At 59.4% G+C, this 20354-nt stretch carries 23 protein-coding genes; 11 read left to right on the plus strand and 12 right to left on the minus strand.

Going from position 1 to position 20354, the window contains the following annotated elements; all coding sequences use genetic code 11:
- Positions 1–89 precede the first annotated feature (89 nt).
- Positions 90–857 carry a class III extradiol ring-cleavage dioxygenase gene (locus PSH79_RS19000; RefSeq protein ID WP_305438984.1) on the plus strand — a complete coding sequence of 256 codons (768 nt, stop codon included), beginning with the start codon at positions 90–92 and terminating at the stop codon, positions 855–857.
- Between the two features lie 117 nt (positions 858–974).
- Here PSH79_RS19000 and PSH79_RS19005 read toward each other — a convergent pair whose 3' ends face one another.
- Positions 975–2648 (minus strand): DEAD/DEAH box helicase, encoded by a 1674-nt coding sequence (locus PSH79_RS19005; protein WP_008088238.1) that lies wholly within the window; start codon positions 2646–2648, stop codon positions 975–977.
- Between the two features lie 424 nt (positions 2649–3072).
- Between PSH79_RS19005 and PSH79_RS19010 the strand changes: the two genes are divergently transcribed.
- Complete coding sequence (locus PSH79_RS19010) at positions 3073–3864, plus strand: crotonase/enoyl-CoA hydratase family protein (protein ID WP_305438985.1); 792 nt, start codon at positions 3073–3075, stop codon at positions 3862–3864.
- 111 nt (positions 3865–3975) lie between these two features.
- Here the strand turns inward: PSH79_RS19010 and PSH79_RS19015 are convergent, their stop codons facing one another.
- Positions 3976–4731, minus strand: a complete 756-nt coding sequence (locus PSH79_RS19015; protein ID WP_305438986.1) for a spermidine synthase — start codon at positions 4729–4731, stop codon at positions 3976–3978.
- A gap of 151 nt (positions 4732–4882) precedes the next feature.
- Between PSH79_RS19015 and PSH79_RS19020 the strand changes: the two genes are divergently transcribed.
- Entirely contained in the window at positions 4883–6229 is a 1347-nt protein-coding gene (locus PSH79_RS19020; protein WP_187681366.1) for a class II 3-deoxy-7-phosphoheptulonate synthase, read from the plus strand.
- A 120-nt stretch (positions 6230–6349) separates the two neighbouring features.
- On the opposite strand, the gene PSH79_RS19025 is transcribed toward PSH79_RS19020, so the two are convergent.
- Both PSH79_RS19025 and PSH79_RS19030 read right to left on the minus strand, forming a co-directional pair.
- Positions 6350–7576, minus strand: coding sequence for a winged helix-turn-helix domain-containing protein (locus PSH79_RS19025; RefSeq protein ID WP_305438987.1), 1227 nt, complete (start codon positions 7574–7576; stop codon positions 6350–6352).
- Positions 7577–7640: 64 nt separating this feature from the next.
- Positions 7641–7862, minus strand: coding sequence for a DUF1127 domain-containing protein (locus PSH79_RS19030; protein WP_187677670.1), 222 nt, complete (start codon positions 7860–7862; stop codon positions 7641–7643).
- A gap of 97 nt (positions 7863–7959) precedes the next feature.
- Between PSH79_RS19030 and PSH79_RS19035 the strand changes: the two genes are divergently transcribed.
- Positions 7960–8814 (plus strand): LysR substrate-binding domain-containing protein, encoded by an 855-nt coding sequence (locus PSH79_RS19035; protein WP_187677831.1) that lies wholly within the window; start codon positions 7960–7962, stop codon positions 8812–8814.
- On the opposite strand, the gene PSH79_RS19040 is transcribed toward PSH79_RS19035, so the two are convergent.
- Complete coding sequence (locus tag PSH79_RS19040; RefSeq protein WP_370872523.1) at positions 8804–9550, minus strand: sulfite exporter TauE/SafE family protein; 747 nt, start codon at positions 9548–9550, stop codon at positions 8804–8806. The two genes, PSH79_RS19035 and PSH79_RS19040, sit on opposite strands and share 11 nt — an antisense overlap.
- A gap of 113 nt (positions 9551–9663) precedes the next feature.
- Between PSH79_RS19040 and PSH79_RS19045 the strand changes: the two genes are divergently transcribed.
- From PSH79_RS19045 to PSH79_RS19060, 4 genes are all read left to right on the plus strand, one after another.
- A complete protein-coding gene (locus PSH79_RS19045; RefSeq protein ID WP_305438989.1) occupies positions 9664–10620 on the plus strand; it encodes a LysR family transcriptional regulator in 957 nt (318 codons plus the stop codon).
- A gap of 73 nt (positions 10621–10693) precedes the next feature.
- Positions 10694–11158, plus strand: a complete 465-nt coding sequence (locus tag PSH79_RS19050; RefSeq protein WP_305438990.1) for a MarR family winged helix-turn-helix transcriptional regulator — start codon at positions 10694–10696, stop codon at positions 11156–11158.
- 317 nt (positions 11159–11475) lie between these two features.
- The gene (locus PSH79_RS19055; RefSeq protein ID WP_007940002.1) at positions 11476–11895 is read left to right on the plus strand and encodes an organic hydroperoxide resistance protein; all 420 of its coding nucleotides are present in this window, start codon (positions 11476–11478) and stop codon (positions 11893–11895) included.
- A gap of 34 nt (positions 11896–11929) precedes the next feature.
- Positions 11930–12940, plus strand: a complete 1011-nt coding sequence (locus PSH79_RS19060) for an alpha/beta hydrolase (protein ID WP_305438991.1) — start codon at positions 11930–11932, stop codon at positions 12938–12940.
- Between the two features lie 96 nt (positions 12941–13036).
- Here PSH79_RS19060 and PSH79_RS19065 read toward each other — a convergent pair whose 3' ends face one another.
- Together PSH79_RS19065 and earP are read right to left on the minus strand one after the other, a co-directional pair.
- Positions 13037–13606 carry an elongation factor P gene (locus tag PSH79_RS19065; RefSeq protein ID WP_028619992.1) on the minus strand — a complete coding sequence of 190 codons (570 nt, stop codon included), beginning with the start codon at positions 13604–13606 and terminating at the stop codon, positions 13037–13039.
- A gap of 48 nt (positions 13607–13654) precedes the next feature.
- Complete coding sequence (earP, locus tag PSH79_RS19070) at positions 13655–14797, minus strand: elongation factor P maturation arginine rhamnosyltransferase EarP (protein ID WP_305438994.1); 1143 nt, start codon at positions 14795–14797, stop codon at positions 13655–13657.
- A 125-nt stretch (positions 14798–14922) separates the two neighbouring features.
- Here earP and PSH79_RS19075 point away from each other — a divergent pair, with 125 nt between their 5' ends.
- Both PSH79_RS19075 and PSH79_RS19080 read left to right on the plus strand, forming a co-directional pair.
- Complete coding sequence (locus PSH79_RS19075) at positions 14923–15330, plus strand: hypothetical protein (protein ID WP_305438996.1); 408 nt, start codon at positions 14923–14925, stop codon at positions 15328–15330.
- Between the two features lie 2 nt (positions 15331–15332).
- A complete protein-coding gene (locus tag PSH79_RS19080; RefSeq protein ID WP_305438998.1) occupies positions 15333–15815 on the plus strand; it encodes a transcription elongation factor GreAB in 483 nt (160 codons plus the stop codon).
- A gap of 9 nt (positions 15816–15824) precedes the next feature.
- On the opposite strand, the gene cysB is transcribed toward PSH79_RS19080, so the two are convergent.
- The 5 genes from cysB to PSH79_RS19105 all read right to left on the minus strand — a co-directional run bounded on the left by cysB (position 15825) and on the right by PSH79_RS19105 (position 19794).
- Positions 15825–16799 (minus strand): HTH-type transcriptional regulator CysB, encoded by a 975-nt coding sequence (cysB, locus tag PSH79_RS19085; protein WP_007908591.1) that lies wholly within the window; start codon positions 16797–16799, stop codon positions 15825–15827.
- Positions 16800–16912: 113 nt separating this feature from the next.
- Complete coding sequence (locus tag PSH79_RS19090) at positions 16913–17416, minus strand: universal stress protein (protein WP_187677677.1); 504 nt, start codon at positions 17414–17416, stop codon at positions 16913–16915.
- Between the two features lie 98 nt (positions 17417–17514).
- Positions 17515–18420, minus strand: a complete 906-nt coding sequence (locus PSH79_RS19095) for a 5'-nucleotidase (RefSeq protein ID WP_187677678.1) — start codon at positions 18418–18420, stop codon at positions 17515–17517.
- 33 nt (positions 18421–18453) lie between these two features.
- Positions 18454–19407 (minus strand): putative 2-dehydropantoate 2-reductase, encoded by a 954-nt coding sequence (locus tag PSH79_RS19100; protein WP_305439004.1) that lies wholly within the window; start codon positions 19405–19407, stop codon positions 18454–18456.
- On the minus strand, positions 19408–19794 hold the full coding sequence (locus tag PSH79_RS19105; protein ID WP_305439006.1) for a thioredoxin family protein: 387 nt from the start codon (positions 19792–19794) through the stop codon (positions 19408–19410).
- Here PSH79_RS19105 and PSH79_RS19110 point away from each other — a divergent pair.
- On the plus strand, positions 19793–20236 hold the full coding sequence (locus PSH79_RS19110) for a PilZ domain-containing protein (protein WP_305439008.1): 444 nt from the start codon (positions 19793–19795) through the stop codon (positions 20234–20236). The two genes, PSH79_RS19105 and PSH79_RS19110, sit on opposite strands and share 2 nt — an antisense overlap.
- The last annotated feature ends 118 nt before the right edge of the window (positions 20237–20354 follow it).

Consider the following 20354-nt stretch of genomic DNA (forward strand, 5'->3'; position numbering starts at 1 on the left):
AAATCCGATCAAAAAGCGTTAAAACTTATATTAGATTTAGATCAATGATGTGGCTGAAGATGAGCCATCTTAACGTTCAGGAACCCATCATGTTTCCCAGCCTGTTTATTTCCCATGGTTCACCCATGCTTGCGCTGGAGCCCGGCGCGAGTGGCCCGGCGCTCGCCCGACTGGCCGCTGAACTGCCCCGCCCTAAAGCTATCGTGATCGTCTCCGCACACTGGGAGAGCCACGAATTGCTGGTCAGCAGCCATCCGCAACCCGAGACCTGGCATGACTTCGGCGGCTTCCCTCGGGCGTTGTTTGAAGTGCAGTACCCGGCGCCGGGCAATCCGCAATTGGCTGCCGAAGTCGCCGAGTTGCTGAGCGCCAACGACCTGCCGGCACGCCTCGATTCGCAACGGCCGTTCGATCACGGCGTGTGGGTGCCGCTGTCGCTGATGTACCCGCAAGCGGACATTCCGGTGGTACAGGTTTCGCTACCGAGTCGCAGCGGTCCAGCGCTGCAAACCCGTGTGGGTCGTGCGTTGGCAGGCTTGCGTGAACAAGGGGTTTTGTTGATCGGCTCGGGCAGCATCACCCACAACCTGCGCGAGCTGGACTGGCATGCCGGTCCGGAAAGCGTGGAGCCGTGGGCAAAAGACTTCCGTGACTGGGTGATCGAAAAGCTTGCGGCCGATGATGAAGCGGCGCTGCATGACTACCGCCAACAAGCGCCGAACGCAGTGCGCAGCCATCCGAGCGATGAGCACTTGTTGCCGTTGTATTTTGCGCGGGGTGCGGGCGGTGAGTTCAGTGTGGCGCATCAGGGATTTACGATGGGTGCTCTGGGCATGGATATTTATCGCTTCGGCTAACGTTATCGCTGGCAAGCCAGCTCCCACAGGGTTTTGTGTTAACCCAAAAAACAGGCAAAAAAAATCCCCGAACCAGTCGGGGATTTTTTATGTTCGATCAATCAGCCCAAGGGCGGATCAATCTTCGCGATAGCGACGCAGTTTCAGCTGCTTACCGGCAACGCGAGTGTCCTTCAGCTTGGTCAGGAGTTTGTCCAGACCATCTTCCGGCAGCTCAACGAGGCTGAAGCTGTCACGCACCTGGATGCGACCGATCGCTTCACGGGCCAGACCACCTTCGTTGAGGATGGCGCCCAGCAGGTTCTTGGCGGCGATACCGTCACGCGCACCCAGCGCGGTACGGCAACGAGCACGGCCTTCGCCCAAAGGCATTGGCGCACGACGCTCGCGATCACCACGATCCGGACGATCACCGGTACGCTCAGGACGGTCGCCACGCGGTGCGTTGTTCGGCACCAGTGGACGTTCCTTCTCGATTGCAGCCAGGTTCAGCGCTTGACCGTTAGTGGCCTTGCGCAGCAGAGCAGCGGCCAGAGCACGCGGGGTGCAGCCGATGTCAGCGGTCAGGCGATCGAGCAGTTCACCGTGAGTCGATTCGGCATCAGCGACCAGCGGCGACAGGCTGTTGGTCAGTTTCTTGATGCGTGCATCGAGAACAGCTTGAGCGTCCGGCAGGCGTACTTCAGCCACTTTCTGACCGGTTACACGCTCGATCACTTGCAGCATGCGGCGCTCACGCGGAGTCACCAGCAGCAGCGCACGACCTTCGCGACCGGCACGGCCGGTACGGCCGATACGGTGAACGTAGGATTCCGGATCGTACGGCATGTCCACGTTGAAAACGTGGGTGATGCGCGGAACGTCCAGACCACGAGCAGCAACGTCGGTCGCAACAACGATGTCCAGACGGCCATCCTTGAGCGAGTCGATCACGCGCTCACGCTGGTTCTGAGCGATGTCACCGTTCAGCGCAGCGGCTTTGTAGCCTTTGGCGTCCAGGGCGCTGGCCAGATCCAGAGTCGCTTGCTTGGTGCGCACGAACATGATCAGAGCGTCGAAGTCTTCCACTTCCAGCAAGCTGAGAACGGCCGAAGTCTTCTGGTCAGCGTGAACCAACAGGTGAGCCTGTTCGATCGCGGTAACGGTCTGGGTCTTGGTCTGGATCTTGACGTGTTGCGGATCGCGCAGGTGGCGTTCGGCAATGGCGCGGATCGACTGCGGCAGGGTAGCCGAGAACAGAACGGTCTGACGGGTCGCTGGCAGAGCCTTGAAGATGACTTCCAGGTCATCCATGAAGCCCAGCTTCAACATTTCGTCAGCTTCGTCGAGAACCAGGTGGTTCACGGTCGACAGCACTTTCTCGTCGCGACGCAGGTGGTCACACAGACGACCCGGGGTAGCGACAACGATCTGTGCGCCATTACGGATAGCCTTGAGTTGCGGGCCCATCGGCGCGCCGCCGTAAACGGCCACAACGGTAACGCCTGGCATTTGCTTGGCGTAGGTTTCAAAAGCGGTTGCTACTTGCAGCGCCAACTCTCGGGTTGGCGCCAGGATCAGGGCTTGCGGTTCGCGCTTGGCAGGATCGATGCGGTGCAGAATAGGCAGAGCGAACGCGGCGGTTTTACCGGTACCGGTTTGCGCCTGGCCAATCATGTCCTGGCCGGCCATGATGATCGGGATCGATTGCTGCTGAATCGCCGAAGGCTCTTCGTAGCCGGTCGCTGCGACGGCTGCAAGAATATTCGGGTTAAGATTAAAAGCGGCGAATCCGCCGGTTTCCTGGGTCATGGGTCTGCCTCTAAGTGCATCCGCAAAGACCCATGCTCCAAAGCTGCGCATGCCGTGTTGAGACTCAAGAGTCGCCCTGGCAGCTTTGTCGGCGGGGATTTGCGAAAACGTATGAATGAAAAAAAAGAATCGTCCGGGAAGAGCCCGCAATGCGGACGTGCAGCCGAAGCTGACTTCGGGGAATTGCGCTACCTAAACGCGGCCCGGTTAAAGGCCGGCGCGCACTATACCGGATTTCGCCCAAATAGGGAGCTTTTTTTATTGCCTGAATGCGTGTGTCACCGCTGTGTAACGGGGTTTTGCGGATAATCGTGCGAAGGTCTATTTTTCAAAGGCCCGGCCACGCAGGTGATGACGCTTAAACGATTCATCGATCCGCGGCATACCGTCGCTGCCCCCGCCCTTCCCGCCCGAGGAGTTATCCATGAACCAGCCCTGCCCCGGCCGCGTCAGCCGTGAACGTCGTGGCCATGTCCACCTGATCGGGCTCGATCGAGCCGCCAAGCGCAATGCTTTCGACCTCGACCTGCTCAATGAGCTGAGCCTGGCGTATGGCGAGTTCGAGGCGGATAGCGAGGCGCGGGTGGCAGTGGTGTTCGGCCATGGCGAACACTTTACGGCCGGCCTGGATCTGGTCAATGCCAGCTCGGCACTTGCCCAAGGCTGGGTAGTTCCGACCGGCGGTTGCGATCCGTGGGGTGTTTTCGTCGGCCCACGGGTGAGCAAACCGGTGATTGTCGCGGCACAGGGTTATTGCCTGACCATCGGCATCGAGCTGATGCTGGCCGCTGATATCAACCTTTGCGCGAGCAATACCCGCTTCGCCCAGATGGAAGTGCAGCGTGGGATCTTTCCTTTTGGCGGCGCGACTCTGCGCTTTCATCAGGTAGCCGGTTGGGGCAATGCCATGCGCTGGTTGCTGACTGGAGACGAGTTCGATGCACACGATGCCTTGCACCTGGGATTGGTGCAGGAAGTAATGGCCAGCGAGGATCTGCTGCCCCGGGCCATTGAACTGGCCGAACGAATTGCGCAACAGGCGCCGTTAGGGGTGCAGGCGACGTTGATGTCGGCGCGCCAGGCGCGATATGAAGGTGAGACGGCGGCAGCACAGGGCTTGCCGGCGCTGGTGAAGAAGTTGCTGGCCAGCGAGGATGCCAAGGAGGGGGTGCGCTCATTGGTGGAGCGGCGGCTTGGAGTCTTCAGGGGGATCTGAAAAATTTGGCGCCTGTCATGACGCCATCGCGAGCAGGCTCACTCCTACAAGGGAACGCATTTCAATGTAGGAGTGAGCCTGCTCGCGATAGGGCCAGCAAGGCCAACAGCTTCAGGTGGCTGGGCGAATACTGTTGATCAACGACTGCAACGAATACCCCAGCTTCGGCGCCAACGATTCGGCCCGGGCAGTCAGCGCCTGCATGTCCAGCACCTGATCGAGGTCCGCCGGCACAATCAGAATCACATTGCCCTCCTTCACCGGCAGCTCCCAGTAATGCCGGTGATAGAGTCCACGCAACAACGCCGCGCCCAACGGCTTGCCATCATCGGTGGCCCACTGATTGATCACCAGCCAGCCACCCGGATTCAGACGTTTCTGGCAATCACCGAGAAAACTCCAGGCCAGATGCCCGACACCGGGACCGACGTCGGTGTAAAGGTCGACGAAGATCAGATCCGCAGGCTCGGCGCTCGGCAGCAATTCAAGGGCATCGCCAACGCGGATGTACAGGCGCGGATCGTCATCAAGCCCAAGATATTCGATGGCCAGACGCGGCACGTCCGGCCGCAGTTCGATGGCTTCGACATCTTCCAGCGGCAGAAACTTTAGGCAAGCCTGAGTCAGCGTACCCGCACCCAATCCGAGGAACAGCGCACTCTCCGGATGCGCGTGGCACAACGCGCCAATCAGCATCGCCCGGGTGTAGTCGTATTCCAGCCAGCTCGGGTCGGCAGTGAACACGCAGCTCTGCTCGATCGCATCGCCGAACTCGAGAAAGCGGTAATCGGCCACTTCCAGCACGCGAATCACGCCGAACTCATCCTGTACTTCGGCGAGCAGATGCTCGACGCGCTCCTCAGTCATTTCGTCTCCTGATGGTCACCGGGCGCGGTGACGCGATGGCACCGCTATGGCACCGTGGCAAAGCGGCGATTGTCGGCGATGGGGCGGGAACAGGTCACGCACTAATTTGCTGATACCATGGCGTTCCGTGCGTAGAACCTTAGAGACCGTGATGAGCCAACCCTGGAGCCCTGACAGCTGGCGCGCCCTGCCGATCCAGCAACAACCCCAATACCCCGACGCCGCGCATCTGCGCCAGGTCGAGCAAACCCTGGCCAGCTATCCGCCGCTGGTGTTTGCCGGCGAAGCGCGCGAACTGCGTCGTCAGTTTGCCGAGGTGACTCAGGGCCGGGCATTCCTGTTGCAGGGGGGCGATTGCGCCGAAAGCTTCGCCGAGTTCTCCGCGGCAAAGATTCGCGACACGTTTAAAGTACTGCTGCAGATGGCCATCGTCATGACCTTCGCCGCCGGTTGCCCGGTGGTCAAGGTCGGGCGCATGGCCGGTCAGTTTGCCAAGCCGCGTTCGGCCAACGACGAAACCATCGACGGTGTGACCCTGCCGGCCTACCGTGGCGACATCGTCAACGGCATCGGCTTCGACGAAAAGAGCCGCGTGCCGGATCCGGAACGTCTGCTGCAGTCCTATCACCAGTCCACCGCGACCCTGAACCTGCTGCGCGCCTTCGCCCAGGGCGGTTTTGCCGACCTGCATCAGGTGCACAAGTGGAACCTCGATTTCATCGCCAACTCCGCGCTGGCCGAGAAATACAGCCACCTCGCCGATCGCATCGATGAAACCCTGGCCTTCATGCGCGCCTGCGGCATGGACAGCTCGCCGCAACTGCGCGAAACCAGTTTCTTCACCGCCCACGAAGCGCTGCTGCTCAACTACGAAGAAGCCTTCGTGCGTCGCGACAGCCTGACCAACGATTACTACGATTGCTCGGCGCACATGCTGTGGATCGGCGACCGCACCCGTCAGCTCGACGGCGCGCATGTCGAATTCCTGCGAGGGGTGAACAACCCGATCGGGGTGAAAGTCGGCCCGAGCATGAACCCCGATGATCTGATTCGTCTGATCGACGTGCTCAACCCGAGCAACGATCCGGGACGTCTGAACCTCATCGCACGGATGGGCGCAAACAAGGTCGGCGATCATTTACCGGCGTTGATCCGCGCGGTGCAGCGTGAAGGCAAGCAGGTGCTGTGGAGTTCCGACCCGATGCACGGCAACACCATCAAGGCGAGCAGCGGCTACAAGACCCGCGACTTTGCGCAGATCCTTGGCGAAGTGAAGCAGTTCTTCCAGGTGCACGAAGCGGAAGGCAGTTACGCCGGCGGGATTCACATCGAGATGACCGGGCAGAATGTCACCGAGTGCATTGGTGGTGCGCGGCCGATTACCGAAGACGGGTTGTCTGATCGCTATCACACGCACTGTGATCCGCGGATGAATGCCGATCAGTCGCTTGAGCTGGCGTTTTTGATTGCTGAAACCCTGAAACAGGTTCGGCGCTAAAACCGCGTCACCCTGTATTAAGGGGTCGACCGCCCCCCATGTAGGAGCTGCCGAAGGCTGCTCCTACATGGGTTTTGTGTTGTAACGAGTGGAAGTGAGCCTGCTCGCGATGGCGTCAGATCAGTCACAGCCGATCTGAGCCAATGCCACCCGCAACCGCCCCGCACTTTCGCGCTGACAATTGAGCTGCACCCGCTCAAGCCCCAGCCAGTGCGCCATCCGCTGCAAACTCAGCGCCAGCGCCGACATCCCCTCTTCATCCAGCCCCGGCTCTTCCTCATGCACCGCATGCACCGCCAACCGCCCCGCTGCCCGCTCGGCGCGCAAATCCACTCGCGCCGCAATCCACTCATTGTGCAAAAACGGCAGCACGTAATAGCCGTAAACCCGCTTGTGCTGCGGTGTGTAGATCTCCAGCCGATAGCGAAAATCAAACAACCGCTCGGTGCGGCTGCGCTCCCAGATCAACGAATCGAACGGTGACAACAGCGCACTGACCGGCACTTTGCGCGGGATTTTCGGCTCCGGCAGGCAATAGGCGATTTGCCGCCAGTCAGCGACTTCGCAGGGCAGCAATTGTCCGGCCTCAACCAACTCGGCCAGACGCGGACGCGCATCAGCCGGATTCAGACGAAAGTAATCACGCAGATCCTTTTCAGTGCCTACGCCCAGCGCCTGCGCCGCATGCAGTAATAACCCGCGCTGAGCCTCAGCCTCTTCAGGCAAAGGCTGCTGCAGGATCGCAGAAGGAATCACCCGCTCCGGCAAATCATACAAACGCTCAAAGCCACGTCGCCCGGCCACTGTCACTTCACCAGCAGCGAACAGCCATTCCAGCGCATGCTTTTCCGCACTCCAGTCCCACCACTGTCCGGCCTTGTCTTCACGGGTAGACAAACTGCCTGCGCCCAGTGCCCCACGCTCTTGGACCGCACTCAGAACCCGGCGAATGACATCCTGCTGCTCAAGACCAAACTTCGCCAGTTGCTGATAGATGTCCTTACCTTGCCTGGCCCGCTGCATGCGCCAACCCAGCAACGGATACATCGACAGCGGTAGTAACGACGCCTCATGTCCCCAGTATTCAAAAAGCGTACGACGACGCCCCGAACTCCAGGCGGCCTGGTCGAGCAAGTCAGAAGAATAGGAACCCAGACGGGAAAACAGCGGCAGGTAGTGCGAGCGCACCACGGCGTTGACGGAATCGATTTGCAGCAGGCCCAGCCGTTCGATCAGCCGGTTGACGTGCGGCGCCTTGACGGTCGGCGGCTGGCGCCCGTTGAACCCTTGGGCAGCCAGCGCCAGACGTCGAGCCTGTTTAAGGGAAAAGGACAGTGTCGCGGGCATGAGCATCTCCTTGTCTGCTCGCAACCTACCTCAGTCCAGAAGTGTTTGTGTAGCGATGGCCTCATCATTTATGCATCGGATCGTCCCAGAACGGCCGCACTGACTCGTGCTCGACGTCGGCACGACTGACCCCGATGTCTTTCAGCGCTTCGTCGCTCAGACTGGCAAGCAACTCTCGTTCACGGTGCAGTTCGTACCAGCGGCTAAACTTGTGCAGCAGGTCCGAAACCATATGGCCATGGCCGGAAAACGCTTCTTCACCTACAGACTCTCTTTGACCTTTCATCGTCTTGACCTCCGTTGTGGATGGCTCAAGTCTCGCGCCGGCGCTACGATCAATCCAACGAATGTTTCTGATGGCATGCATCACGGAGATTCATCAATTGTCGGCCTACCCCAGTATCGATACCGATGTACTGCGCACCTTTGTCGCGATTGCCGATCAGGGCGGTTTCACCCGCGCTGGAGAGATGGTCAACCGCACGCAATCGGCGGTGAGCATGCAGATGAAACGTCTGGAAGAAGACGTGCTGCAGCGCCAACTGTTCGAGCGCGACGGCCGGCAGGTTCGCCTGACCGCCGAAGGCCAGGTGTTGCTCGGTTACGCGCGGCGCATCCTCAAGCTGCACAGCGAAGTATTCAACACCCTGCGCGAACCGCACATGGTCGGCACCGTGCGCATCGGCACGCCGGATGATTACGTGATGCGTTTTCTGCCAGGGATCCTGTCGCGATTTGCGCAGTTCTATCCGCTGATCCAGATCGAAGTGCATTGCGAATCGACCAAACAGTTGTTGCAGCGCACCGATCTGGATCTGTCGATTGTCACCCGCGAGCCGGGTAACGAGATCGGCCAGTTACTGCGCAAAGAACGTTTTGTCTGGGCTGAAGCGCAAAACTTCAGCGCCCACGAGCAGACGCCGCTGCCGCTAGCGATGTTCAACAGTGATTGTTTCTGCCGCTTGTGGGCCTGCAATGCGCTGGACGCGATGGGCCGCGATTACCGCATCGCTTACAACAGCACCAGCCTGTCGGCGCTGATGGCGGTGGTGAGCGCGGGTCTGGCGATCACCGCGCAACTGGAAAGCCTGATCACCCCGGACATGCGCATTCTGGGCGCCAACGAGGATCTGCCGCTGTTACCCGAGGCCAGCATCATGCTGATCCGCAACTTGAACAATCCGTCACCGATCACCGAATGCCTCGCCGAGCACATCGTCGAAGGCTTCAAACTTTAAAGGCAAGCATCACCGCACACAGCACCAGAAATCCGCAGAACAGCCCACGCAGGAGTTTTTCGGGCATCGCGTGGGCAACTTTCACGCCCCAACTGATGCTGGCCAGTCCACCAATGGCCAGCGGCAGACCAATCATCCAGTCCACTTCGTGGTGCACCGCGTAGGTCACCAGCGTCACGCCTGTGCTCGGCAGTGCCAGCGCCAGCGACAAGCCTTGGGCGACCACCTGAGTAGTGCCGAACAGACTGGTGAGTACGGGCGTCGCCACGACTGCCCCGCCGACGCCAAACAACCCGCCCATGGTCCCGGACGCCGCGCCGAGCACACCCAGCCACGGCCAGGAATAACGCATCTCGGACGTTGGCGCCGGGCGCTTGCCGAACATCTTCAGCAAGTTATAAACGGACAATGCGACCAGGAACGCGACAAAACCGATACGCATGGTTTGCGCGTCGATGCCCACGGCCCAGATCGAACCGATCCACGCGAAGCAGAATCCCATCACCGCCAGCGGCAACGCATGACGCAGTTCGATGCGATTGCGCTGGTGATAACGCCAGAGCGCCAGCATCACGTTCGGCACCACCATCACCAGCGCCGTGCCTTGAGCGATCTGCTGATCAAGGCCGAACCAGACGCCGAGCAATGGAATCGCGATCAAGCCACCGCCGATGCCGAAGATTCCACCGAGCGTGCCGAGGGCGGCGCCGAACAGCAGGTACAACAAAAACTCCATCACAGTCGAATTCCTCTTACGTCAGGCGAAACATCCTACGCAGTCGCGGCTGGCGGGGAAACGCACAACAACGCACAATGGCTATGCCAAACCCGCACAAGCATTGAACCGACATGAATCCGAACCAATTGACCGATCAACTCGGACTGTTTCTCGATGTGCTGGAGAGTGGCAGTTTTTCCGCCGCCTCACGCCGTCATCCGCTGACGCCCTCGGCGGTTGCCCGGCGCATCGATAGCCTGGAAAACGCGGTGGGCAGCCAGTTGTTCATCCGCAGCACGCATGCCGTACGCGCCACGCCGGCCGGTCTGGCCTTTGCCGAACGGGCGCGGCGGATCGTTGCCGAGCTGCAACTGGCCCGCGCCGAAGCGGTGTCCTTGAGCAGTGCGCCGGAAGGCTTGATTCGTATCGATGCGCCAGCTGCATTCGGGCGCCGACACTTGGCACCGGTGATTGCCGACTTTCTGGTGTTGTATCCGGGGCTCGATGTGCAGTTGCATCTGATCGACAGTTTCGTCGACATGCACGGCTCGAATCTGGGCAAAGTCGATCTGGTGCTGCGTGCCGGACAAATGGCCGACACCCGGCTGGTCGCCACCCCGTTGGCAAGCATGGTGCGCATCGCTTGCGCCAGTCCCGACTATCTCAAGCGTCGCGGTGTACCGAATCATCCTGCACAGTTGAGCGAACATGACGGTCTGGATTGGGACGGCCTCGCCCCGCCCTTCGCCTGGCGCTTCGAGCAGGACGGCCAGATGCAGTTGCATCGCCCCGCGCGCATCCGCATGAGCGCCAACAACGCCGAAGCGCTGGTATGCGGCGCTTTGGCCGGGCTGGGTATCGCCCACTTGCCAACCTGGCTGGCCAGCGAATACCTGCTGCGCGGCGAATTGTTACCGCTGTTTTGCGAAAATGGCCTGCCGCGACCCGAATCAACCGGTATCTACGCGTTGCGGATGGAGCAGAAGACCAACTCGCGCAGCCATTTATTGCTGGAGTATCTCAAGACCCGCTTCAGCCCGGTTCCGCCCTGGGACCTGGCGTTGCAACGGGACTTGGGTCGGCACTAGGTTTCAGAGAATTATCTGGCGCATTAAAGATTCGAGCGCTAGATTCATGAGCATCATTGATCAAGGTTTACACATGAGCACCGAACGCAACACCCCAGACCACTGCGAAGACCTGTTGCTGGATAATCAGGCCTGCTTCGCATTGCATTCCACTTCGCTGATGCTGACCAAGGTCTACAAGCCGCTGTTGCAAGCGCTGGGCCTGACCTATCCGCAGTATCTGGCAATGATGGTGTTGTGGGAGAAGGATGGTTTGACGGTGGGAGAAATCAGCACACGGCTGCTGACTGATCCTGGTTCGCTGACGCCGTTGCTCAAACGTCTGGAAGGTGAAGGCTTGCTTAGCCGCACCCGCAGTCGTGAGGATGAGCGCGTGGTGATTGTTGAATTGACTGCGAAAGGCCGAGCACTCAAGGAAAAAGCCAAAACCGTTCCGCAATGCATTCTCGGTGCCAGCGGCTTTACCCTTGAGCGCTTGCAGAATCTACAGGCTGAGTTGCAGGTGCTGCGCAGTCATCTGCAAGACAGCCTGAACTGACCACGGCATCCATGTAGGAACTGCGGCACGCTGCGATCTTTTGATCTTGCCTTTAGGTCAAGAGATCGCAGCCTCGTTTCACTCGACAGCTCCGACAGTCGAACCCGTCGCCTTCACGATTTTTTTCATCATCGCTCATCGCCTCCATCTGCTCTGGTCCGCGGGCTCTGAAGCTCTCGATACGCATTGTGGATTGCCAAGACTGACTTTTTTCAAAATTTATCTTGCGCACAAAATATTAGCGAGCTACATTTGCCTCGTACTTACTTAGCGCGCAAACAGTTAGCGCAAAAAACACACCCAACGAGGCCCACACCATGCAAACTCTCTACACCGCAATCGCAACCTCCACCGGCGGCCGTGACGGTCGTGCGATCTCCAGTGACAACGTCCTCGACGTCAAACTCGCCACCCCGAAGGAACTCGGTGGTGCTGGCGGCGCAGCGACCAACCCTGAGCAACTGTTTGCTGCCGGCTATTCGGCCTGCTTCATCGGCGCGCTGAAATTCGTAGCCAGCCAGACCAAGCGCAAAATCCCGGACGACGCGTCGATCACCGCTCACGTTGGTATCGGCCAGATCCCTGGTGGTTTCGGTCTGGACATCGACCTGCACATCAGCCTGCCAGGTCTTGAACAAGCCGACGCGCAAAGCCTGGTCGACGCTGCCCACCAGGTCTGCCCGTACTCCAACGCCACCCGTGGCAATGTCGATGTACGTCTGCACGTCACCGTTTAACTGCTGATACCCCAGGCCCGAACAGGAAATGAACATGCACACTTTCAGCAAAGTCTTGACCGGTACCCTTCTCGCCCTGTCCATCCACAGTGCATTTGCCGGTGATGTCGAACACAACACTCAGGCATTTCTCGATGTACTGAATGCCGGCACCGGCAAACCGATCGAACAGCTGACACCCAAAGATGCCCGTGCCGTGCTGGTCGGCGCGCAGTCCGGGGTCAAGTTGACGCTGCCCAAAGCGGACGTCAGCGAGAAAACCATCCAGGTCGATGGCCAACCGTTGAGCCTGACCATCGTCCGGCCGGCCGGGGTCAAGGGCGAGCTGCCAGTGTTCATGTTCTTCCACGGCGGTGGCTGGGTACTGGGCGATTTCCCGACGCACGAGCGGCTGGTCCGGGATCTGGTAGTCGGTTCGGGAGCGACGGCGGTGTTCGTCAATTACACGCCTTCACCGGAAGCGCATTACCCAGTGGCAATCAACCAGGCCTACGCGGCGACGAAGTGGGTCGCCGAACATGGCAAAGAGATCAACGTTGACGGCAAGCGTCTGGCCGTCGCTGGCAACAGCGTCGGCGGCAACATGGCGGCCGTGGTTGCACTGATGGCCAAAGAAAAAGGCACCCCGGCGATCAGATTCCAGGCACTGCTATGGCCAGTGACGGACGCCAGTTTCGACACTGGCTCGTATAACCAGTACGCCGAAGGGCACTTCCTCACGCGCAACATGATGAAGTGGTTCTGGGACAACTACACCACCGACACCAAACAGCGCAACGAGATCTACGCCTCGCCGCTGCGGGCAACCACCGCGCAACTGAAGGGCTTGCCACCCGCGCTGGTGCAGACCGCCGGTGCCGATGTGTTGCGCGATGAAGGTGAAGCGTATGCGCGCAAACTCGATGAGGCCGGTGTGGCAGTGACGTCGGTACGATACAACGGCATGATCCACGATTACGGTTTGCTTAACGTGGTCAGTCAGGTGCCAGCAGTGCGTTCGGCGATGTTGCAGGCGTCTGAAGAACTCAAGGAACACCTGAAGTAAGCACATCCCCTACAGGGGAATGTGTGAAGCTCAAAACGCAGGCACAAAAAAGCCCGACTCAATGGTCGGGCTTTTTCTTTCCGTAAAAAGCAGTGCTTATTTGGCACGGCCTTTGTAGGAACCGCCTTCGCGGGTGTCGATTTCGATCTTGTCACCGATTTCGATGAAATCAGCAACTTGCAGCTCGGTACCGTTGCTCAGCTTGGCTGGCTTCATTACCTTGCCGGAAGTGTCGCCGCGAGCCGAACCTTCGGTGTAGTCAACTACGCGCACGATGGTGGTCGGCAGCTCTACGGAAACCAGACGCTCTTCGAAGAAGATCGCTTCGCAAACATCGGTCATGCCTTCTTCAACGAAAGGCAGAACAGCTTCGATGTCTTCAGCGTTCAGCTCGTACATGGTGTAGTCAGTGGTGTCCATGAACGTGTAGGTGTCGCCGCTGATGAAGGACAGGGTCGCTTCTTTGCGGTCGAGGATTACGTCGTCCAGTTTGTCGTCGGCGCTGTAAACGATCTCGGTCTTGTAACCGGTCAGCAGGTTTTTCAGCTTGGTCTTCATGATCGCGCTGTTACGGCCCGACTTGGTGAATTCAGCTTTCTGAACCAGCCAAGGATCGTTTTCGAGACGGATCACGGTACCGGGTTTCAGTTCTTTACCAGTTTTCATTGCGAATATCCGAATTTGGATGGGATTTACAAAAATCTAGGCCGCGTATCATATCCAATTTAGGTAAAACTGTACCAGCGCCGCGGCAAGATCGGCCTGCAAGCCCTGTTCCAGACACCATGCTTCTGCATTTTTCTGTACTTCTGGCCAATGTTTGCGAGCCTTTAGCCAGTGGTCACCGATCGGCTGGCCGGCACTCCAGGCCCGCCACAGACCGTTCATCGCTTCGGCAGCAGCCGGCGAAAGTCCCTTTGTATAGAGCGCGAGGAAGGCATCGAGCTTGTCCAGATGAATGTCTTCGTCCTGTTGATAGATGTGCCAAAGCATCGGCCGTCCCGCCCACTGCGCCCGGACAAACGAGTCTTCGCCACGCACCGCGTTGAAATTGCAGCACCAAAGCAAGTGATCGTATTGATCCTGACGGACGAAAGGCAGCACCTGCACAGTCAGCGACTGGCGGACATGGATCGCCCCGACGGAGAGGGTCTCAACTCCGAGCCATCGCGCGACGTCGCCGAGAATCCGCCCTTCCGGCACCAGCAAGTGAGTCGGTGTAGCGTCTGCTGCCAACACGTCCAGCCAACTGGCCAGCCCGGCGTTCTCGTAGGCAAACAGGGAAATCAGCTGGGCGTCTGGCGCGCGTTCAATCCCCAGACCTTGCAGGAATTGTCGCTGCGCCGCGGCATCCTGTTGAAACTGCTGACGCTGCTCAAGCAATCCTCGTTCACGCAATAGCCCACCGGTGCCCGGCTGGAAGCCCGGAAAGAAGAAGATTTTCTGCACCGATTTGTATTTGACCGACGGCAGGCCGTGGCAGCCGGTGACCCAGTCTTCGGCGCTCAGATAGTCGAGGTTCATCCATAGCGGCGGCTTCTCGCGCGCGGCCATGGCGTCCATGTAAGCACTCGGCAATTGGCAGGCAAACGCAGCAATCACCACGTCGGCGGCGTCAGCATGGAGCCACTCGCTCGGCCAGTGGCGTACCTCGACACCTCGCTGCCATTGCTGCGCTGCGCTGACGTCGATTTCCGGGCAAATGCGCTCGAACGCGCGCAGATCATCGACCCACAGCCGCACCGTCAGCGAATGCTCGGCGACCAGTTGCCGAGCCAGACGCCAGGTCACGCCGATATCGCCATAGTTGTCGACCACAGTGCAAAAAATATCCCAGCGGGTTTTCAGTGGCGGCATTCAAGACTCCCCGTTGGCAAAAGTGGCGATTGTCCGCATAAATGACGTCATGCAGAAGAGCCGACGGCGATTAATCTTCGTGCGACAATCGCCACTTGCCCGCACCCATCCGCCAGGAGGCAGCCATGCCCTACCGTCCTAACCCGCGTCGCCCCTTGCCTGTTCAGCTTAGCGCGTTGCATTTGACCGGCAGCATTGCCCTGGGCATGTGGCTGGGTTTCCTCGCGATTGCGCTGACATGCTGGCTACTCTCGCGTTTTATGTTCAACGAACAACTCGCGCCGGTTGCCCAGGCGGTGCAGCAACTGGCCAATCCGCCAGCAGTGCAAGCCGTTCCGGATATACCGCCGCAGAGCCCTCTGTTCGATCAGTACGAAGAAAACCTGCGCAAGAACGAGCAGCAGAATCGTCTGGATCAGGCGCGTAGCAGCAACCGCAATCAGTCGAACCCGAAATGCCAGTTCTGGCTGCAACAGGACCAAACCGCGCCAAGCGAAAAGAGCCGCGCCAACGTTTTACAATTCTGCGATTGATCATGAACAAGCACAGCGTCCACCAACTGATTCTCGACAAATTGCGCATCGACCTCGATATCGCCGAACGCGCGGCACAAACCGCTTACGAAACCGCGACTCACGAAGAGAACATCGCCGAAAACAAGTACGACACTCTGGGGCTTGAGGCGTCGTATCTGGCGGCGGGTCAGGCGAAACGGGTCGAGGAAATCCGCCAGTCACTGGCGCAGTGCCAGAACCTGACACTGCGTGCCTATGACGAAAACCGTGGAATTGAGGTCGGCGCCCTGCTCGGCCTGGAAGACGAAAAGGGTCGTGAGCAATGGCTGTTTCTGGCGCCGGATGCGGCGGGCCTGAAGGTCGACGTGGTCGGCCAGCCGATTACCGTCATCACCCCGCGCTCGCCGCTGGGCAAAAGCCTGCTGGGCAAGTTCGAAGGTGATGAAGTGGAGATTCTGGTAGCGGGCACCCGGCAACAGTTTGCTGTCACCGAGGTGCTCTGAAGCAGGGACTTAGTGGACGGGCAGCTCGACGCCGTCGAACAGTTCTTCCAGCTCTTGCTTGTTGTGGCACTGAATGGCTTTGGCCATCACTTCGCGGGTCAGGTGCGGCGCGAACTTCTCAATGAAATCGCACATGAAACCACGCAGGAAGGTGCCACGACGGAAACCGATCTTGGTGATGCTCGATTCGAACAGCTCACTGGCATCCAGCACCACCAGATCGTTGTCGAGTTTGGTATCGACGGCCATTTTCGCCACGATGCCCACACCCAGCCCCAAGCGCACATAGGTTTTGATCACGTCGGCGTCGGCAGCGGTGAACACCACTTTCGGCGTCAGGCCACGGTGGCTGAATGCTTCGTCGAGTTTCGAGCGGCCGGTGAAACCGAACACGTAAGTCACGATCGGGTATTCGGCCAGTGCTTCGAGGGTCAGCTTCGGCAGCTTGGTCAGCGGGTGGCCCTGAGGCACGACCACACAGCGGTTCCAGCGGTAGCACGGCATCATCACCAGATCGCCGAACAACTCCAGCGCTTCGGTGGCGATGGCGAAATCGACGGTGCCGTCAGCGGCCATTTCGGCGATCTGCATCGGCGAGCCCTGATGCATGTGCAGCGCAACGTCCGGGTATTGCTTGATGAAATTGCTGATCACCGGCGGCAACGCATAACGCGCCTGGGTGTGAGTCGTGGCGATCGACAGCGTACCTTTCTTCTCGTTGGAGAATTCCTGGGCGATCTGCTTGATGCTTTCGACCTTGCGCAGAATCTCACCGGCAGTGGTGATGATGCGCTCGCCGGCTGGCGTGACGCGGGTCAGGTGCTTGCCGCTGCGGGCAAATACTTCAACGCCGAGTTCATCTTCCAAGAGACGGATTTGTTTACTGATGCCCGGTTGCGAGGTGTAAAGGCTTTGGGCCGTAGCGGAAACGTTGAGGTCGTGGTGCGCCACTTCCCAGATGTAGCGCAATTGTTGAAGCTTCATATGTATCCCTCAAAGCAGGTAGACGCCACGGGCATCAGCGACGGTATATAACTATATTAATGGTTTGAAGAATAAATCTAGAACTTTTTTATCAGAGTGCCATTATTCCTGCCTCAGCGATCCTCACGGCGCCGACGCTCTACCAGCGGTACCAGATAAACCGGCACCTTGGCCAATTGCAGGACCCGCGCCGCCGTGCGCCCCAAGGGTGTTTCCGCGCCTACCCCGTGGCTGTGACTTCCTACGATCAGCAAATCGACAGAGAGTTTCTGCGCCTGGTCGAGAATCACCTGCGAAGGATCGCCCTGTAGCACGCGCACCGCGCAAATCCGCTGCAGATCCTGCTCACCCTCCTCGCCCAGTTCTTCACGAAAACTGTCGAGCACCCGTTGCTCGATATTGGCGATGACTGTTTTCAGACCCTGGCTATGGAATTCGTTCAACGCTTGCTCGTCGAGATAGCTCTGCAACACAGATTCGGCAAACAGCCCCATCGGTTCCACCGCATGCACTACATATAAGTCGGCATCGAACGTTCGCGCCAAGGCCAGGGCATGCTGCATCACAAACGGCGCGTACAGACCGAGGTCAGTGGCATACAGCATCGAACGAATCATATGACCTCCTCGCAAGCCAACATGGCGGAGATTTGATTCAGCTTAGCAGTGCCTTGGCGAGTACGACGTGTGACGCAACGTCTTGAAGCACAGGGCCTTTAGATCGATGGTTCGTTGCTGATGCCGTGTGGCACATGGCCGGTTGCAACCACTTCGCGGGCAAGCTCGCAGTGACCGGCCTGATCGTCAAAGAACACGTCGGCGGCAAACGCTTCGAGAAACGCCGATTTGGTCAGGCCGCCGAGAAACAGGGATTCATCGAGACGGATGTCCCACTCGCGCAGCGTGCGGATGACTCGCTCATGGGCCGGAGCCGAACGAGCGGTCACCAGCGCGGTACGGATCGGGCAGTCGTCGTCGGGGAATTCGCGCTGCAGCAGATTGAGCGCCGCCAGGAAGCCCTTGAATGGCCCACCGCGCAAGGGCTCACGCGCCGACTCGCGCTCCTTGGCCTGGAACGCTTCCAACCCGCCTGACTGATAGACGCGCTCCGACTCGTCGGAAAAGATCACCGCGTCACCGTCGAAGGCGATGCGCAGTTCGTCGCTGGCCGCACGACTGGCGCCCCCGGACAAAATGGTCGCGGCGGCGAAACCGGCATCCAGCGCCGCGCGAACGTCCTCGGCATGGGTGGAGAGAAACAGGTCGCATCCAAACGCCTTCAGATAGGGATAAGGACTGCGCCCGCCGACAAACGCCGCGCGGGAAATCGCCAGGCCGTAATGATGAATCGAATTGAACACGCGCAACCCGGTGTCGGCGCTGTTGCGTGACACCAGAATCACCTCGACCCGCGCGCGGCCGAGGCGACTGTTCAGGCTCAAGAGTTTTTCCACCAGTGGAAAGGCGTCACCGGGCGCGAGGATCTCGTCTTCGTGCTCGATCTGGTATTGCCGGTAGGCTTCGACGCCGCTCGACAGGTAGACCTTGTGGCTCTCGCTCAGGTCGAACAAGGCGCGCGACGAAATCGCCAGCACCAGTTTGTCATCGATGTTCTTGGCCATGCCTTCCCCTCGCCCTCCACAACAAAAACCGACTTAAACGTTACGTCGGTCGATAAAACTCAAATTGCGATACAGCGCCTCGATGCGCGGCAGCTCACAGCCTGCCGCTCTCGCCGCCAGCAGTGGTCGGGCATAAATCGCCTCCAGCTCCAGCGGTCGCTTATACAGAAAGTCGTGGTACATGCTCGGCCAGTAGTCGGGCATTTTCTCGGTCATCATGAACAGATACTCGGCATAACCGGGCGGGATCTCGTGACCGCAAGCCCGCGCGCCCTGCACCACTTCGGCCATAAGCGCCTGGATCAATGCGCGGCTGTCGTCGTCGGCCATCAGTGGCGTAGTGCTGGCGCCGAGTAACACCGAGAGACCGTTGTAGGGAATATTCCAGACCAGTTTCTGCCAGCGTGCCTGATGTAGATTGGGCATTGCCTGGGAGTCGATACCCGCGGCGCGGAACAGTCCGGCGCCCTCTTCGACCAACGCCATGCGCGCCGCCTCATCGACTGCCGGGCCGCTGTGATAACCGACGTTTACTGCGCCGAGGGCTTGGTGGGTGATCTGCCCCGGCGCGTCGCGATGCACGCAAACCAGACACAGTCCACCCAACACATGCAGGGACTCAGGCAACAACTCACGCAAACTGTCCTCGACGTCCAGACCATTTTGCAGCACCAGCACTTTCGCATCGGGCTTGGCCGCTTGAATGATCGCTGGAGCGAGGCCTGCCGAACTGGTGGTCTTGGCGCCGACCAGCAGCCAGTCGCACTTGGGCATGTCTTCAGCAACAGAATAGGCCTGCACCGGATTCAGCGTGAGCTTGCCGTGCACCGCACTGTCCACCTGCAAGCCGTGCTCGGCCACAGCCGAAAACTCACTGCGCAACAGAAAGTGCACATCGAATCCGGCTCGTGCCAGCATCAATCCGTAGAACCCGCCGATGGCGCCAGTACCGATGATCCCCACTACCGGTTTGTTGATTGTCCCCATTTATGGCAACTCCTCTGCAATTCGACCCAGCGCCTGCGCCAGCGACACGTTCAGCGCTTCGCCCGTAAGACGCGTATGCAATGCCCCAAAGAAATCACCGTCGCGCACCACAAACAGCGCCGGCAAATGAAAGACCTGGTAACGCTCCACCAGCCCGCCGTTGTCACTGGCGTCGATCCAGCACAGCCGATCCACTGCCAAGTCGAAACCGGGCAATACCTCACGGGCATAGCGGCAACTGGCGCAGCCGACGCTGGTGAAAATCACCAGCGAAACGCCGCTCATCGCCAGCAGCCGCTGGTCGGCGTCGAAATCGGTCAGTTCGGATTCGACCACTATACTGGGGGAAACAATGTCAAATGGCCGACACAGGGAGTCTGTGCTCATGGGACGTTTCATTCCTCATCCGGACGAAGTGCCGGTTGAATTAACCTTACTCAAGCCTGAGTGTATTTCCAGGCAACGGCTGCACACTATCAGCCTCGGCGGGATCGCTTGCAATTACCACCGTGCCTGGCGCCACGGTACGGCCCTGCAGGTGCGCATGCCGACGCTCAATGCCGATATCTGTTTTCCAGGGTACGTGGCGTGGTGTTTGCGCCGCAAAAAAGGCTATCTGCTGGGTATCGCCTTCACTGATGAACAAACGCTGTTCAGCGCGCGAATGGGTGAGCAGGTGTGTCAGATCGAACGCTACTGCCGCATGAACGACACCCACGATGACCTGCAGGATAATCAGGCGCTGGCCCTGCAATGGGTCGAACAGCACGCTGACGAGTTCTCCCAAGACAGCGTTCGCAAGGCTTTTGCCCAGCCAGTGCTGGATTAAAGCGGCGTTTGCCCATTGTCGAGCAGCGCCCGACGCGCTAAGGTTCCGCTCCCCGACGCGCTTAAATCTGCTGTGCTCCGCCGCGCGGGGATCGCTGGCGGCCGGCACCCGTGACCTG

It is taken from the genome of Pseudomonas sp. FP2196 (genome assembly GCF_030687715.1).
Classification (GTDB): Bacteria; Pseudomonadota; Gammaproteobacteria; order Pseudomonadales; family Pseudomonadaceae; genus Aquipseudomonas.

What these genes read in the sequence shown, in the direction of transcription:
- PSH79_RS19045 (WP_305438989.1), top strand. Translation starts at nt 9,664, where the DNA reads ATGAATCCGAACCAATTGACCGATCAACTCGGACTGTTTCTCGATGTG.
- PSH79_RS19110 (WP_305439008.1), top strand. Translation starts at nt 19,793, where the DNA reads ATGGGACGTTTCATTCCTCATCCGGACGAAGTGCCGGTTGAATTAACC.
- PSH79_RS19080 (WP_305438998.1), top strand. Translation starts at nt 15,333, where the DNA reads ATGAACAAGCACAGCGTCCACCAACTGATTCTCGACAAATTGCGCATC.
- PSH79_RS19025 (WP_305438987.1), bottom strand. Translation starts at nt 7,576, where the DNA reads ATGCCCGCGACACTGTCCTTTTCCCTTAAACAGGCTCGACGTCTGGCG.
- PSH79_RS19050 (WP_305438990.1), top strand. Translation starts at nt 10,694, where the DNA reads ATGAGCACCGAACGCAACACCCCAGACCACTGCGAAGACCTGTTGCTG.
- PSH79_RS19075 (WP_305438996.1), top strand. Translation starts at nt 14,923, where the DNA reads ATGCCCTACCGTCCTAACCCGCGTCGCCCCTTGCCTGTTCAGCTTAGC.
- PSH79_RS19030 (WP_187677670.1), bottom strand. Translation starts at nt 7,862, where the DNA reads ATGAAAGGTCAAAGAGAGTCTGTAGGTGAAGAAGCGTTTTCCGGCCAT.
- PSH79_RS19010 (WP_305438985.1), top strand. Translation starts at nt 3,073, where the DNA reads ATGAACCAGCCCTGCCCCGGCCGCGTCAGCCGTGAACGTCGTGGCCAT.
- PSH79_RS19040 (WP_370872523.1), bottom strand. Translation starts at nt 9,550, where the DNA reads ATGGAGTTTTTGTTGTACCTGCTGTTCGGCGCCGCCCTCGGCACGCTC.
- earP (WP_305438994.1), bottom strand. Translation starts at nt 14,797, where the DNA reads ATGCCGCCACTGAAAACCCGCTGGGATATTTTTTGCACTGTGGTCGAC.
- cysB (WP_007908591.1), bottom strand. Translation starts at nt 16,799, where the DNA reads ATGAAGCTTCAACAATTGCGCTACATCTGGGAAGTGGCGCACCACGAC.
- PSH79_RS19055 (WP_007940002.1), top strand. Translation starts at nt 11,476, where the DNA reads ATGCAAACTCTCTACACCGCAATCGCAACCTCCACCGGCGGCCGTGAC.
- PSH79_RS19095 (WP_187677678.1), bottom strand. Translation starts at nt 18,420, where the DNA reads ATGGCCAAGAACATCGATGACAAACTGGTGCTGGCGATTTCGTCGCGC.
- PSH79_RS19005 (WP_008088238.1), bottom strand. Translation starts at nt 2,648, where the DNA reads ATGACCCAGGAAACCGGCGGATTCGCCGCTTTTAATCTTAACCCGAAT.
- PSH79_RS19105 (WP_305439006.1), bottom strand. Translation starts at nt 19,794, where the DNA reads ATGAGCACAGACTCCCTGTGTCGGCCATTTGACATTGTTTCCCCCAGT.
- PSH79_RS19100 (WP_305439004.1), bottom strand. Translation starts at nt 19,407, where the DNA reads ATGGGGACAATCAACAAACCGGTAGTGGGGATCATCGGTACTGGCGCC.
- PSH79_RS19060 (WP_305438991.1), top strand. Translation starts at nt 11,930, where the DNA reads ATGCACACTTTCAGCAAAGTCTTGACCGGTACCCTTCTCGCCCTGTCC.
- PSH79_RS19000 (WP_305438984.1), top strand. Translation starts at nt 90, where the DNA reads ATGTTTCCCAGCCTGTTTATTTCCCATGGTTCACCCATGCTTGCGCTG.
- PSH79_RS19065 (WP_028619992.1), bottom strand. Translation starts at nt 13,606, where the DNA reads ATGAAAACTGGTAAAGAACTGAAACCCGGTACCGTGATCCGTCTCGAA.
- PSH79_RS19015 (WP_305438986.1), bottom strand. Translation starts at nt 4,731, where the DNA reads ATGACTGAGGAGCGCGTCGAGCATCTGCTCGCCGAAGTACAGGATGAG.
- PSH79_RS19090 (WP_187677677.1), bottom strand. Translation starts at nt 17,416, where the DNA reads ATGATTCGTTCGATGCTGTATGCCACTGACCTCGGTCTGTACGCGCCG.
- PSH79_RS19020 (WP_187681366.1), top strand. Translation starts at nt 4,883, where the DNA reads ATGAGCCAACCCTGGAGCCCTGACAGCTGGCGCGCCCTGCCGATCCAG.